This window comes from Arthrobacter sp. GmRoot5-12 (assembly GCF_059739365.1).
Genome location: NZ_AP046056.1, coordinates 970,366 through 985,257, shown reverse-complemented (window position 1 = coordinate 985,257; position 14,892 = coordinate 970,366). Strand labels below are relative to the sequence as shown.

Sequence of the window (14,892 nt, the reverse complement as noted above, 5' to 3'; positions counted from 1 at the left end):
CGCCGGTGCCGCTCCCGTGTGGCATGCGCGTGTCACAAAAGCGCCGCAGATTAGTATGGCTCGAGAGTGGAGCCGGACTGCCGGCCATGAAAGGTTCGTAGATGAAGGCACTGCCAGTTGAGCCCAGTAACGTCCCTGTTGCCATCGGCTCAAGGATCCGGGCCGCCCGGCAGTCCCAGCGGCTCACCATCGAGCAGGTTGCCGATGCCACCGGCCTGACAAAGGGTTTCCTCAGCAGGGTGGAGCGGGACCTGACCTCACCGTCGGTGGCCTCACTGGTGACGCTCTGCCAGGTCCTGTCCATTTCCATTGGCGACCTTTTTGCGGCACCCGAGACCCACTTGACCAAGCGGAACGACGGCCCCCGGATTTCGCTCGGCGGCCAGGGCATCGTGGAGCGGCTCCTGACGGCGCGCTCGGAGCGCAGGGTCCAGATCATCCAGGCCGTGATCGAGCCGCACGGCCGCGGCGAGTCCGAGCTCTATGCGGTGGACTGCGACGTGGATGTGCTGCATGTGATCAAGGGGTCCATCAAGCTGATCCTCACCAACGAGGAATACGACCTGAGCACCGGCGACACCGTAACCTTTCCCGGCCGCGAACCCCATACCTGGGTCAACCCCACGGACAAGCCCGTAGAGGTGCTCTGGGTCCTGGTGCCCGCCGCCAGCCGCTGACTTGTCCTCGGGGTTCGGGGGTAGGTTTGGTAAACACCTGATGCTCTAGGGGAAACAGGAGTGTATGATTGCAGTCACACCTGTCCCTTACCTCCTCGAAGGAGAGGCCTCCATTGGAAGAGCTGCGCATTGAAGCCAACGGCAACCTTGGCCCCATCGATTCATCCCGGATTCCCCGCTATGCCGGAGCTGCCACCTATGCCCGTCTTCCCCGCCTGGACCAGGTGGCCAAGGCTGACGTGACCGTGGTGGGGGTGCCGTTCGATTCAGGTGTTTCCTACCGCCCCGGGGCCCGTTTCGGCGCCAACCATGTCCGCGAGGCCAGCCGGCTGCTGCGTCCCTACAATCCCGCCTGGGATGTCAGCCCGTTCGAGAACATCCAGGTGGCCGACGCCGGCGACATGGCCGTCAACCCGTTCCACATCAACGAAGCCATCGAAACCATCCAGCAGAACGCGCTGGACCTCACCGCCGCCGGGAGCAAGCTGCTGACCCTGGGCGGGGACCACACCATCGCGCTGCCGCTGCTGCGGGCCGCTGCCGAGCGCGCCGGCGGGCCCATCGCCATGCTCCACTTCGATGCCCACCTGGACACCTGGGACACCTACTTCGGCGCCGAATACACCCATGGCACGCCCTTCCGCCGCGCGGTGGAGGAAGGCATCCTGGACACCGAAGCCATCAGCCACATCGGCACCCGCGGCCCGCTCTACGGCAAGAAGGATCTCGACGACGACCACCGCTTTGGGTTCGGCATTGTCACTTCAGCGGACGTCTACTACCAGGGCGTGCTGGAAACCGTCGCCAAGGTCCGCGACCGGATCGGCAACCGCCCGCTCTACATCTCGGTGGACATTGACGTCCTGGATCCGGCACACGCACCGGGCACCGGCACGCCGGAAGCAGGTGGCATCACCAGCCGCGAACTCCTGGAGATCATCCGCGGCTTCCGCGGCATGAACCTGGTGGGGGCCGACGTCGTTGAAGTAGCGCCCGCCTACGACCATGCCGAAATTACCGGTGTTGCCGCCAGCCACGTGGCGTACGAACTGGTGACCCTCATGGCGGACAATGCCGTTCCCGGGAGCCGCTTCGGAGCCGAAACGGGCTACCAGGCGCAGGCCCTGGGCCAGGAGGCCCGCCGTCCCGCCGGTTTCGCCGCGGCCACCAAGGAGTAGAGCGGTGACCGAACTGGCGGCACCCGCCCCCGCGGAGGTAAGGGGTGCCCGCAATGGCGGGGACCTCGTCGTCGAGACCCTCGAAGCGTTGGGTGCCAAGACGGTGTTCGGCATCCCGGGGCAGCATGCCCTGGGACTGTTCGACGCGATGGGACGCGGCAACCTGCACTTCGTCTCCTCCCGGATCGAGAACAACAGCGCCTTTGCCGCGGACGGCTACTCCCGCGCCACCGGGGAAGTGGGTGTGCTGTTCCTGTCCACCGGCCCCGGCGCGCTGACGTCCCTGGCCGGCCTGCAGGAGGCTTACGCCACGGGTGTGCCCATGGTGGTGGTGGCCAGCCAGATTCCCTTGGAGGGGCTGGGTGCCCGGCGCAAGGGCATGCTGCACCAGCTTGATGACCAGAAGGCGTCGGCGGCGAACGTGACCAAGAGCCAGCGCCTGATCCAGCATGCCTCGGGCATCCCGTCCGCCATCCAGGACGCCTGGACCGAGGCCATCTCCTCACCGCAGGGCCCGGTCTGGCTTGAGATTCCGCAAAACGTGCTGCTGGATCCCATCATGGTGCCTCCGGTGGAGGATGCCCTGGCGGAAGCAGCGGACAACCCGCCGCGCGTTGAATTGGTACGCGAGGCCGTGAAGTGGCTGGAAGCAGCCAGGCGCCCGGCAATCATTGCAGGAGGCGGGACCCGCCGCGGCAAGGCGGAGAAGTCCCTGCTGTCCATCGCGGAGAAACTCCGCGCTCCCGTGATTTGCACGCCGGGCGGCAATGGCGCGTTCCCCTGGAACCACGAGTTGTCCCTCCAGGCCTGGATCGAGGACCGCTACATGACCGACGTCCTGGAGGACGCCGACGTCCTGGTGGTGATCGGCTCCTCGCTGGGCGAGGTGACGTCCAACTACTTCACGTTCGAACCACGCGGGCGGATCATCCAGATCGACGCCGAACCGCGGGTGCTGGAATCCAACCGGCCTGGCCTTGGCATCCGTGCCGACGCCGGGCAGGCGCTCGCGGCCCTTGATGAAGCACTGCAGCCCGGCAGGGCCGCGGCCCCGGACTGGCATGGTGCCACCCCGGAGTCGCTGGTGCAGGAATCGCTCGCCAAGGTCCGCGCCCGGCTGGAATCCCAGGACCTGGGCAAGGAACTGAAGTTCATGGCCGACATCCGCGAGGCCGTGCCGGCGGACATGCAGACCTTCTGGGACATGACCATCGCCGCCTACTGGGGCTGGTCCTGCTGGGACGCGCGGCAGGGGCAGTTCCACTCAGCCCAGGGCGCCGGCGGCCTGGGCTTCGCGTTTCCCGGCGCCATTGGAGCGGCCGTGGGATTGGAAACCCAGGGGAGGCCGGGCCGGGTACTCGCCGTGTCCGGCGATGGCTCCTCGATGTATTCCATCGCCGAACTGGCTACGGCGAAACAGCACAACGTGCCGGTCACCTGGCTGATCGTGGACGACGGCGGCTACGGCATCCTGCGTGAATACATGGTGGGTGCCTTCGGCAAGGCAACCGCTACCGAACTGGCCCGCCCGGACTTCGTCAGGCTTGCCGAGTCCTTCGGCATTCCCGCCACCCGGGTTGCCCCGGAGGATGTGGGGGACGCGCTGAAGGCGGGTTTCGCCGGGGACGGGCCCAACGTCGTCGTGGTTGAGACGCTTTTGAAGATGTTCGGGCCCACCCACCTGGACGACTGATGTAGCCAATAACGCTCACACGCTCCCTCACTTCTGCCACAACGGCTGAAGTGGGGGAGCGTGTGTGTTTAAGGGCCAGCGGCAACAACTTCGTTTCCCTAAGCAACCTTTTCCTGATACAGTTGCTTGCAGCAACTAATTCTTTAGGGAGGATCATGTCTGTCGCACCGGCCACTGCAGCCGACCTCGTCAGCAACATCTATGACCTCCAGCGCGCATTGCGCTGCGTCACCATGATCAACATCAAGGGCCAGGACACGGGCATCGCCCTCCAGGGCGTGCTCAAGTTCATCGGCGAAGGGGAGACCCGTGCCGCGCACCTGGCTGAGCGGCTGGGGGTCAGCCCTCCGGTGCTGAGCCGGCATGTGGCGGAGCTGGCGGACGCGGGCCTGGTGGTCCGCACCCCGGATCCGGACGACGGCCGGGCCCAGCTGCTGGCACTCTCCCCGCGCGGCAAGGAAAAGCTTGCGGAGTTGGTGCGGCGCCGGGCGGAGACCCTGCAGGCCTACCTCGCCGACTGGAACGAGGACGACGCCGTGGCAACAGCCGCGATGCTGAGCAAGCTCACCACATCCCTGAAGAATTCCATCCGGGCAAGGGCGGCCGGAACCACCATTGAACACGAAACGCAGGAGTCCATTAATGGCTAACGTCACCGCCGCCGCGGACCAGGAACAGGAGCGCCAGCGCCAACGCAGCGCCAAACAGGAGTCGCGGCAATCCAAGCGCCACGAACCCGGCGCACCCATGAACCACCGGCAGATCATGGAGGCCCTGACCGGTCTCCTCGCTGCCTTCTTTACCGCAATCCTCAGCAGCACCATCGTGGCCAACGCGCTGCCCACCATCATGTCCGAGCTCAAGGGCACCCAGACGGACTTCGCGTGGGTCATCACAGCCGCGCTGCTGGCCAACGCAGCAACCACCCCCATCTGGGGCAAGCTCGCCGACCTCTTCGACAAAAAGGTCCTGGTCCAGCTCAGCATCGTGATTTTCGTGGCCGGCTCGGTGATGGCAGGCTTCTCCGAAAACATCCCGTTCCTGCTCACCGCCCGCGTGATCCAGGGCATCGCCATGGGTGGGCTGACTGCCCTGGCCCAGGCGATCATCGGCTCCATCATTCCGCCGCGTGAACGCGGCAAGTACTCCGGCTACATGGGTGCCGTCATGGCCGTCGGTACCGCCGGCGGACCGCTGCTGGGCGGCTTCATCGTGGACAGCTCGCTTGGCTGGCGCTGGACGTTCTTCGTCTGCGTGCCGCTCGCCGTCGTCGCCCTGATCCTGCTCCAGGTCACGCTCAAGGTTCCGCACATCAAGCGCCCGGCCAAGATCGACTGGCTCGGTGCCATCCTGCTCACCTCCGGCGTCAGCCTGCTCCTGGTCTGGGTCTCCTTCGCAGGCAAAGCCGACTACTACGACTGGTGGTCCTGGCAGACCGCGGTAATGGTGGGCGGCGGCGTCCTCCTGCTCGCACTGCTGGTCCTGGTTGAATCCAAGGTCTCGCAGCCGATCATCCCGCTGAAGATCATCTCCGAACGCACCACCGCGCTGGCCATCGTGGCATCCGTTGCCGTGGGCGTGGCCATGTTCGGCTCCTCCACCTTCCTGGGCCAGTACTACCAGGTGGCCCGCGGCGCCACGCCCACCGAGGCGGGCCTGCTGACCCTGCCCATGATCGCCGGCAACCTGGTCGGTTCCGTCCTGTCCGGCCAGCTGATCAGCCGCTACGGCAAGTGGAAGCGCTTCCTGATCGGCGGCACCGTCCTGCTGATCGGCGGCTTGGCGCTAGCCGGAACCATGGACCACACCACCGAACTCTGGCTGACCGGCCTTTATACCGGCATCTTCGGCATCGGCCTGGGCATGCTGATGCAGAACCTGGTCCTCGCCGTGCAGAACACGGTCCAGGCCAAGGACATCGGTTCCGCGAGTGCCTCCGTCGCGTTCTTCCGCTCGGTGGGCGGCGCCATCGGCGTGTCCGTCCTGGGCGCCGTCATGGCCAACCACGTCAAGGACCTGGCCACCGATGGACTGTCGAAGCTGGGCATCCAGGCTTCCGGCAACAGCGGCGCCAGCATGGACCTCAAGGACCTGCCCGCACCGGTCGCGGACATCATGCGGGCGGCCTACGGTGACGCGACTGCCGGCATCTTCATGATTTCCGCGGTCGTGAGCGCGGTTGCCCTCATCGCCGTGATCTTCATCAAGGAGGTGCCGCTGCGCAGGACCGTGGACATCACCCCCGAGGCCACACTGCAGGCCAACGCCGCCGGCGAAGCCGGAATGACCGCCATGACCGGCCAGCTGCCCGTGGTCCCGCCGGCCGGGAACGCCCCCGGGAACGGACTGCCCGCAAGGAGTGCCACACCTGCGGGGCTGGGTTCAGCGCCGGCAAAGATGTACGACGGCGGTGCTGCCGCTGCTGCGGCGGCGTCCGGGCGGGTGGCCACGGAGGACTTCGAGGAAGTCTTCGCCAGGAGCTTCCGTTCCGAAGGGCTGGACCTGCGCTCTGCCGACACGATGGACAAGGCTGCCGACGCGGTGGCCAGCGCCGCCGCCACCCTGCAGAAACTGCAGGACACCCAGCACCTGCTGGCCCGCCAGCAGGCGGAACTGGGCGGCCTGGTGCTGGACATCCAGGAACAGCTGCGCTCCCAGCAGGACGTGGCGGCCAGGCAGGCGGCCACCGCGGCAGAGCTCAGCAGGATGCAGCGCAAGCTCCTGAAGGAGCGAAAGATCCAGGCAGCGGCCGCGCTGTACCTGGCAGGGCGCGGGAAGCACAGTGCCGCAGCGCCTGACGCACCGTCAGCCGATGCCCTGTCAGCCGAGGCTCCGTCCGCCGGGGCCGGCTCCTAGCAGCGCCTGGCAGGCCATCGACAGCAGGGCGCGGCCCCCCGCACCGGCAACACCAACGCCGCAGCCCGCACTGGGAACACCAACGCCGCAGCCCGCACTGGGAAGACACTTCCCGGTGCGGGCTGCGGCTTCTACTGCGGACTGCGGGGAATGCCGCTGCCCATGGTGCCCCCGTAGACTGGCCCTCCACCAGTGGCTCCGGCCGGAAAACCTGCTTCCAAGGGGACCCAATGTCGGTGGGCATCACTAGAGTTGAGTCCATGCTCCTCACCCTTATACGGCGCTACTCCAAACCGTATTTGCCGTACATCCTGGCTGTCCTCGTTTTCCAGCTCGCGTCCACCATTGCCGCCCTGTATCTGCCCAGCCTGAATGCGCAGATCATTGACGAAGGGGTGGCCCGCGGAGACACCGATTTCATCTGGCGCACCGGTGCAGTGATGCTCCTGGTGGCCTTCGCCCAGATAGCTGCGGCCATCGCCGGCGTCTACTTCGGCTCCAGGACGGCCATGGCGGTGGGCCGCGACCTGCGCCGCGCGGTGTTCCGCAAAGTCACCAGCTTCTCCGCCAAGGACGTCAACGCGTTCGGCGCTCCCACGCTCATCACCCGCGGCACCAACGATGTCCAGCAGGTGCAGATGCTCCTGCTGATGGCGCTGAACTTCATGGTCGCCACCCCCATCATGTGCATCGGCGGCATCGTCATGGCGCTGCGTGAGGACATCAACCTCTCCTGGCTGGTGTGGGTGTCCGTCCCGCTGCTGGCCGTGGTGGTGGGGTACCTGGTGGTCCGCCTCATGCCGCTGTTCCGCTCCATGCAGCGGAAGATCGACCGGATCAACGCCGTCCTGCGCGAACAGATCATCGGTATCCGCGTGGTCCGGGCCTTCGTCCGCGAACCGTATGAGACGGACCGGTTCGGTGGCGCCAACAAGGAACTCACGGACGTCTCCCTCCGCATCGGCGCCCTGTTCGTCCTGATGTTCCCGGCCATCAGCATGATCCTGCATCTGTCCACTGCCGCTGTGCTGTGGTTTGGCGGGCAGCGGGTGGACGCCGGCGCCATGCAGGTAGGGTCGCTGACCGCATTCCTGCAGTACCTGCTGCAGATCCTGATGGCCGTCATGATGGGCACGTTCATGGCCATGATGATCCCGCGCGCCTCAGTCTGTGCTGACCGCATCGGCGAGGTGCTCGGCGTCGAACCTTCCATCCACGACCCCGAGCGTCCCGAAGCCCCGGCCTCCCTGCAAGGCGTGGTTGAGTACCGCAACGTCACGTTTGCCTACCCGGGAGCCGAGTCCCCGGTGCTCAGCAACATCAGCTTCACTGCACGCCCCGGCCAGACCATCGCCATCATTGGGTCAACCGGTGCCGGCAAAACGTCCCTCCTTTCCCTCCTGCCGCGGTTGTACGACGCCGCAGAAGGCCAGGTGCTGCTTGACGGCGTCCCGGTGGACAGGCTGGACCGCGCGGAGATCACCAAACGCGTCGCCCTGGTGCCGCAGCGTCCCTACCTGTTCTCCGGCACCATCGGGCACAACCTCCGGTTCGGCAAGACCGAGGCGACCGACCAGGAACTGTGGGATGCGCTCCGGACAGCCCAGGGTGAATCATTTGTCCGGGAAAAGAAGAACGGACTCGATTCCCGGATCTCGCAGGGCGGCACCAACGTCTCCGGCGGCCAGCGCCAGCGCCTGTGCATCGCCCGCGCGCTGGTGACCAAACCGCGCGTCTACCTGTTTGACGACTCCTTCTCCGCCCTGGACGTTGCCACCGACGCCCGGCTCCGTGCCGCCCTCAAACGCACCACCTCGGACGCCACGGTGATCATCGTGGCCCAGCGGATCTCCACCATTACCGAGGCTGACCAGATCCTGGTCCTGGACAACGGGCGGATCGTTGACCGTGGAACCCATGAGGAACTACTGGAAACCTCACCCACCTACCAGGAAATCGTCGAATCCCAGCTGAGTGTGGAGGAAGTGGCATGAGCCCGCGCAAGAAGGACTCCAGTCCCGTGGAAGAGACGCCAATGTCCGTCCAGCCGCCCGCGGGGGAGGCACAACCGGGCGCAGGGCAGCCGGAGGATGACGACTACGTCGAAGAGGAGTTCCAGCCCACCGAAGCCGACGGCGGCATGTTCGGTGCCATGCCGGCCAAGAAAGCCGAGCATTTCTGGCCGTCTGCCAAACGTCTCATGGGGCTGCTGAAGCCCGAAGCGCTGGGCATCTATGCCGTGGTGGGGCTGGTGGTCATCTCCGTGGTCCTCAACGTCATCGCCCCCAAGATCCTGGGCCAGGCCATGGACGTGATCTTCGCCGGGGTGGTTGGCAAACAACTTCCCGCCGGGGCCAGCAAGGAGCAGTTCGTTGCCGGCCTCCGGCAGCAGGGGCAGGACAACTTTGCGGACATGGTGGCCCGCATGGAACTTGTGCCCGGCACCGGCATCAACTTCGACAAGCTCACCATGCTCATCGCCATCGTGCTGCTCATGTACTTCGTGGCGAACATCTTCATGTGGCTGCAGGGGTACGTGCTGAACCGGATCGTCATGAAGGTCATCCGGCGGCTGCGCGATGACACCGAGGCCAAGCTGAACCGGCTTCCCCTGAACTACTTCGACACCCGGCAGCGCGGCGACGTGCTGTCCCGGGTGACCAACGACGTCGACAACATCCAGCAGGCACTCCAGCAGGCCTTCGCCCAACTGGTCAATTCCGTGCTGAGCGTGGTGGGCATCGTGATCATGATGTTCATCGTCTCCTGGCAGTTGGCCCTGATTGCCCTGATCGCGCTTCCGCTGTCCGGGGTGGCCGCTGGCCTGATCGGAGTCCGGAGCCAGAAGCTCTTTGCTGCCCAGTGGAAGAACACCGGGTCATTGAACGGCCAGATCGAGGAGTCCTTTTCCGGGCACGACCTGGTCCGCGTCTTCGGCCGCGATGCGGACATGCTGGCCCGGTTCGAGGAACGCAACGAGGCCCTTTACAAGGCAAGCTTTGGGGCGCAGTTCGTGTCCGGAATCATCTTCCCCGTCATGCAGTTCGTCTCCTACTTGAGCTACGTGGGCATCGCAGTGGTGGGCGGCCTGCGGGTGGCATCCGGCGCCATGTCCCTGGGTGATGCCACCGCGTTCATCCAGTACTCCCGTGAGTTCACCCAGCCCCTGGGCCAGATGGCGGGCATGGCCAACATGCTGCAGTCCGGCGTGGCATCCTCCGAGCGCGTCTTCGAATTCCTGGACGCCGACGAACAGGACGCCGAGACCGCCACCGAACACCTGCCGCCGAAGACCGACGGGCATGTGGACTTCCGGAACGTCACCTTCAGCTACACCCCGGACAAGCCGCTCATCGAGAACCTGTCCTTCACGGCAGAGCCCGGCAACACAGTGGCGATTGTGGGGCCCACGGGCGCCGGCAAGACCACGCTGGTGAACCTGGTTATGCGGTTCTACGAGCTCAACGCCGGCTCCATCATGCTCGACGGCGTGGACATTACGCACCTCAGCCGCTCCGAGCTGCGCTCCAAAGTGGGTATGGTCCTCCAGGACGCGTGGCTGTTCGGCGGCTCCATCTACGACAACATCCGCTACGGCAACCTCAACGCCACGCACGAGCAGGTGATGGCCGCCGCGAAGGCCACCTTCGTGGACCGCTTCGTGCGGGCGCTGCCCGAGGGCTACAACACCGTGATTGACGAGGAGGGCAACAACGTCAGCGCCGGCGAGAAACAGCTCATCACCATCGCCCGTGCTTTCGTGGCGAACCCCTCGCTGCTGATCCTGGACGAGGCCACCAGTTCCGTGGACACCCGCACCGAACTCCTGGTGCAGAAGGCCATGGCCGCGTTGCGCTCGGACCGCACGAGCTTCGTCATCGCCCACCGGCTCTCCACCATCCGCGATGCCGATACCATCCTGGTCATGGAAAACGGACAAATCGTGGAACAGGGCAACCACCAGCTGCTGCTCGATGCCCGGGGCGCCTACCACCGCCTCTACATGTCACAGTTCGCGGGTGCAGATGCCGGAGAAGTACCGGTGGACGATTCGACGGCGGTGCGCAGCTGAGCGCCCAGCAGGCCGAGGCAGCCCAGCAGCTGCAGCGGCAGGAAGACGGACGGGAGGCCGCGGAAGGGGCCGGGCCGGACGGCGGTAAGCGCATTGAGGTCCTGGTGCCGATGCGCTGGGGAGACATGGACGCCTACGGCCATATCAACAATGTCCAGATCGTCAGGATGCTGGAGGAGGCAAGGATCGCCGCCTTCGGGCCGCCCCGGGGCGCGGGTCTGCCCGGTGTGGAGCCGCCGGTATCGCTGTTCAACGACGTTCCGGCCGGAACCATGGCGCTGGTGGTGGATCACAGGATCCGCTACGTCCGGACGCTGGAGTACCGCAACATTCCGGCGGTGGTGCAGCTCTGGATCGGCGCCGTCAAGGGAGCCAGCTTCGATATCCACTACCTGCTCCAGGACCCCGTCACCCGCGAGGACTGCGTGAAGGCGAGCAGCCACCTGGCGTTCGTGGACGAAACGACCGGCCGGGTGCAGAGACTCAGCCAGGAACAAAAGGAACGGATGGCCCCCTACAGGCAGTAAGCCTCTGGACAGGGCCGGTCTGGACACACTGGACTGGAACAACCAGCGAACGGTGAAAGGAAGCCCCGATGGCTAAAAACAAGATGGCCAAGAACAAGACCCATGGCCGCCGGAACAAGAAGACATGGAAGGAAATGTCCCCATCCGGCAGGGCGGGCATCATCCTTACCGCGATCATGCAGGTGTCCCTGCTGGTTGCCGCCCAACGGGACATCTCGCGCAGGCCCGCCGAGCTGATTAACGGCCCAAAGGCTGTTTGGCGGGCGGCCTCGTTCATCAATTTCATCGGCCCCATGGGGTACTTCGTCTTCGGCAGGAAGCGGCCCGCCACCGGCATTTAGCCCGGCATGGCGGATGGGCGGCCGGACGGTTTGGAGCGGCCGCCCAGCTTGACCCTGTAAATTTGGAGGCATGACCCCCACTGCCACTGTTGCCATGACCCGCGCCCTCGGCATCTCCAAGGAGATCGAGGATGCGGCGTGGTTCGTGCTGGGGCCCGGTCTCCAAGGCAAGGCTTCACCCCTGGACGGCCGCACCCGGACCTGGTCGGTTCCGGCGGCCGCGGAGTTGCTCGACCGCCTGGACCGGGGCATCGCCGACTCCAAGGCCCCGATGATGACCAACCTCCGCGAGAACCTGGAGGGCGCCACCCGCGGGGCCAAGCAGTTGGCCGTGGAGCTGCTGTTCCTGCAGTCGCTTCCGCTGGCCCACGAAGTGAAGTCGTTGAAGGTCAAGCGCGCCCGCGTGGCCGAGGCCGCGGGCTGGCTTGAGCCGCCGCTGGAGCTTCCCGAGGAGCTGTACGCCGGCATGACGGACCACGGCGTGATCCGCGACCGGACCGCCGAATTCAACTGGACCATCTGGGACCACCTGAAGTGGCTGTGCCGGTTTGTGCAGAACGTTGCGCAGCGGCCGGCAAGCGTGGTGCAGGCGGCCATCAAGGACCCCGTGCAGTTCCACCGCCTCGCTGCATCAACTCCCGACGATCAGCCCGCCATCCGCCGCAGCATTGAGTTCCTGGCCTGGCCCAGCTACTTCGAGCCGGTGGTGGCGGACGTGGAGCGGCAGGAAATCCGGGACGCGTTCGCGTCGCTGGTGGGCGGGGCCAACGGCGACAGCGAAGAGGACATCACGGCGGACATCCACCGCATCCGGCTGCACCTGGACGATCAGGCGGGCCAGCGCACGGACTGGTACTCCCGCCAGCTGGTCAGCCAGTGGCGCAAAGTGGGCGACCCCGGCCGGCGGGCCTGGCTGCTCCGCACGCACAGCGACCACGCCGAGCTGCTCACGGCCTGGCACGGCGAGGAAAAGGTGACCCTCGACGTCGAACATCTCCGGCACCTGGACCCCGGCGTCACCGCCGGCCTGGTCCAGCACGCCGTGGACGAGGACTACAAACACCTTGGCTACGTGGAACGCGAGGACACCAAGACTGCGGTGTTTGCCTTCCTGACCGTCATGAAACCGGGTGACCTGGTGCTCTACCAGCACGCCGGAACTGTCCGGCTGGGCGGCGTGCTGGGGGAGCCCGAGTACAACGACGACAACCGCCGGCTGCGGCGTAAGGTGCGCTGGTTCGACGACGGGCACACCACCACCAGCCTTCCCCGGCACGTCCAGCGCCAGCTCGCCACCCCCGGCATCGTGGTGGACGTGACCCGGGTGGTCCAGGCGCTGCAGGCGCTGCTGCCTGCCGAGGCGGAAACCGAGCCCGACGGCGACACTGACGGTGCCGCCGTCGTCCAGCCTGTCCAGGAGGGCTTCCGCCCGCTGACGCAGGAATTCGCGGCGTCGCTGCACATGGAGCTGGAACCGCTCCAGGAGATCGCGGACCTGCTGGAGGAGAACCGCCAGCTGGTCCTCTACGGCCCTCCGGGCACCGGCAAGACCTACCTGGCCAAGCACCTCGCCGCCGAGCTGGCGGACGACACCACCGACGAGCGCGTCAAGCTGGTCCAGTTCCACCCGTCCTATGCCTACGAGGACTTCTTCGAGGGCTACCGGCCGGACAAGACGGACGAGGGCCAGGTGTCCTTCAAGCTGGTGGCTGGCCCGCTGCGCCGCCTGGCCGAGGAAGCCGCCAAGCCCGGGAACGAGAAGAAGCCGTACTTCCTGATCATCGATGAGATGAACCGCGCCAACCTGGCCAAGGTGTTCGGCGAGCTGTACTTCCTGCTGGAATACCGCGACGACCGGATCTACCTGCAGTACAGCCCCAACGAACCGTTCACGCTGCCGGACAACCTCTACATCATCGGCACCATGAACACTGCGGACCGCTCCATCGCCATGATGGACGCAGCCATCCGCCGCCGGTTCTCCTTCATTGAGCTGCACCCGCAGACCGAGCCGGTCAAGGGCTCCCTGCTCCGGTTCCTGCAGGCCCGGCAGCTGGACACCACCCCGGCGCTGCTGCTGGATGCGCTGAACGGTGCCATCGACGAGTGGGACCGGGACCTGATGATCGGGCCGTCCTACTTCATGAAGCCGGCGGCCCAAACCCCGGCCGGGCTCCGCCGGATCTGGAAGTATGAGCTGATGCCGCTGCTGCAGGAGCACTACCACGGCCAGCTCACGCGGGCGCAGCTGGAGGAGCGCTTCGGGCTGGACCAGCTGCTGGGACGCGTTGCAGCGCGCTGATCCCCGGGCGTCCGTGCGGCACCTGGTCCTGGACGAGCTGTCAGGCGGCCTGGTGGAACGGCTGGACGCGCCAAGTGCTTCCTTCCTGAACTCCAGCGGGCTGGCCAAGGCATCCCCCATGGGCATGGGGCTGTACCGGATTGAACCGGTGGGCAAGGTGGGCTCCGTCCGGACCCCCACGCTCCAGCTGGACGTCCGGCCCAAGGACAGGCTGGGGCTCAGCCGGCTCCTCTTCCTCCTCAGCTATGCGGGGGATCAGGGCTTCCGGCCGGACCTGGTGGCCGCTGACGAGGACCGGGACCTGTGGAGCGCCCTGGCCGAGTCGCTGGCGCAGCTGGCCGAACGGGCCCTGGGCCGTGGTGTCCTGCAGGGCTACCTCACCGTGGACGAGTCGCTGCGGACGGTCAAGGGACGCATCCGGATTTCGGACCAGATCTCCCGCCGTCCCGGGATGCTGGTTCCCCTGGAGGTCTCCTACGACGAGTTCACCGAGGACATCGCGGAAAACCGGATCCTGCGCGCTGCGCTGGAGCGGATGGGGCAGGTGCCGGGGGTACGGCCGGAGGTGCTGGGCAGGCTGCGGCAGCTGAAGGGAAAGCTCGACGCCGTCACACGCCTTCCGTCCGGGGCGCCGGTGCCGCCGTGGAAGCCCACCAGGATGAACCTGCGCTACCACGCCGTGCTGCGCCTGGCGGAGCTGATCCTGCGCAACGCGTCCGCGGAAGCGGGGGAGGGCAGGCAGCGGACGGCCTCGTTCGTGGTGGACATGGCCCAGGTGTTCGGGGACTTCGTGGGAACCGCACTGCGGGCGGCGATGGCCGCGTATCCGGGGGAGCTTCGGCTGCGGTACAACGCCCTCCTCAGCGAGGCGGTGCGCGACTCGGACCGCCTGTCCGTGCGCCCGGATGCTGTCCACCTGCTGGGTGGGCGGCCGGTGGTGGCGTACAACGCCAAGTACCGGGCCGCGTCGGACGCCGGTGCGTCCCTCACCGCAGACCATTACCAGATGCTGGCGCACTGCACGGCGCTGGCCGTACCCACCGCCTGGCTCGTCTATGCCGGCAAGGGCGAAATGAAACTCCGCCGCATCCTTAACACCGATATCGACATCGTGGAGTTCCCGCTGGATCTCAGCCAGCCGCCGTCGGCCATCCTTGCCTCCGTCAGGGACCTCGCCCGCCAGTCCTGGGGCGAGGTGGTTTCCCACCCGCGTCCTGCCCCCGCAGGCCCGGCCAGGTAACCCCGC

The 14,892-nt window shown here is 66.4% G+C and carries 11 protein-coding genes; all 11 read left to right on the top strand.

What is annotated here, in order from left to right:
- The first annotated feature begins 101 nt into the window (after positions 1-101).
- Positions 102-677 carry a helix-turn-helix domain-containing protein gene (locus AC6JAM_RS04390; RefSeq protein WP_018769601.1) on the top strand — a complete coding sequence of 192 codons (576 nt, stop codon included), beginning with the start codon at positions 102-104 and terminating at the stop codon, positions 675-677.
- A gap of 113 nt (positions 678-790) precedes the next feature.
- The gene (gene speB / locus AC6JAM_RS04385; protein WP_018769602.1) at positions 791-1,855 is read left to right on the top strand and encodes an agmatinase; all 1,065 of its coding nucleotides are present in this window, start codon (positions 791-793) and stop codon (positions 1,853-1,855) included.
- A gap of 4 nt (positions 1,856-1,859) precedes the next feature.
- Entirely contained in the window at positions 1,860-3,548 is a 1,689-nt protein-coding gene (locus AC6JAM_RS04380) for a thiamine pyrophosphate-binding protein (RefSeq protein WP_497934145.1), read from the top strand.
- Positions 3,549-3,703: 155 nt separating this feature from the next.
- Positions 3,704-4,198: a MarR family winged helix-turn-helix transcriptional regulator gene (locus tag AC6JAM_RS04375; protein ID WP_497934144.1), complete on the top strand. Its 495-nt coding sequence runs from the start codon at positions 3,704-3,706 to the stop codon at positions 4,196-4,198.
- Positions 4,191-6,404 carry an MDR family MFS transporter gene (locus AC6JAM_RS04370; RefSeq protein WP_497934143.1) on the top strand — a complete coding sequence of 738 codons (2,214 nt, stop codon included), beginning with the start codon at positions 4,191-4,193 and terminating at the stop codon, positions 6,402-6,404. The genes AC6JAM_RS04375 and AC6JAM_RS04370 overlap by 8 nt, the downstream gene beginning before the upstream one ends.
- A gap of 260 nt (positions 6,405-6,664) precedes the next feature.
- A complete protein-coding gene (locus tag AC6JAM_RS04365) occupies positions 6,665-8,398 on the top strand; it encodes an ABC transporter ATP-binding protein (RefSeq protein ID WP_134165617.1) in 1,734 nt (577 codons plus the stop codon).
- Positions 8,399-8,439: 41 nt separating this feature from the next.
- Complete coding sequence (locus tag AC6JAM_RS04360; RefSeq protein ID WP_326498086.1) at positions 8,440-10,476, top strand: ABC transporter ATP-binding protein; 2,037 nt, start codon at positions 8,440-8,442, stop codon at positions 10,474-10,476.
- Positions 10,477-10,586: 110 nt separating this feature from the next.
- Positions 10,587-11,003, top strand: coding sequence for an acyl-CoA thioesterase (locus tag AC6JAM_RS04355; protein ID WP_268003354.1), 417 nt, complete (start codon positions 10,587-10,589; stop codon positions 11,001-11,003).
- Between the two features lie 83 nt (positions 11,004-11,086).
- Positions 11,087-11,344, top strand: coding sequence for a PLDc N-terminal domain-containing protein (locus AC6JAM_RS04350; RefSeq protein WP_026265820.1), 258 nt, complete (start codon positions 11,087-11,089; stop codon positions 11,342-11,344).
- A gap of 70 nt (positions 11,345-11,414) precedes the next feature.
- A complete protein-coding gene (locus AC6JAM_RS04345) occupies positions 11,415-13,646 on the top strand; it encodes an McrB family protein (protein WP_268002643.1) in 2,232 nt (743 codons plus the stop codon).
- Positions 13,633-14,886: a 5-methylcytosine restriction system specificity protein McrC gene (locus AC6JAM_RS04340; RefSeq protein ID WP_186447836.1), complete on the top strand. Its 1,254-nt coding sequence runs from the start codon at positions 13,633-13,635 to the stop codon at positions 14,884-14,886. Before AC6JAM_RS04345 ends, AC6JAM_RS04340 begins: the two co-directional genes overlap by 14 nt.
- The last annotated feature ends 6 nt before the right edge of the window (positions 14,887-14,892 follow it).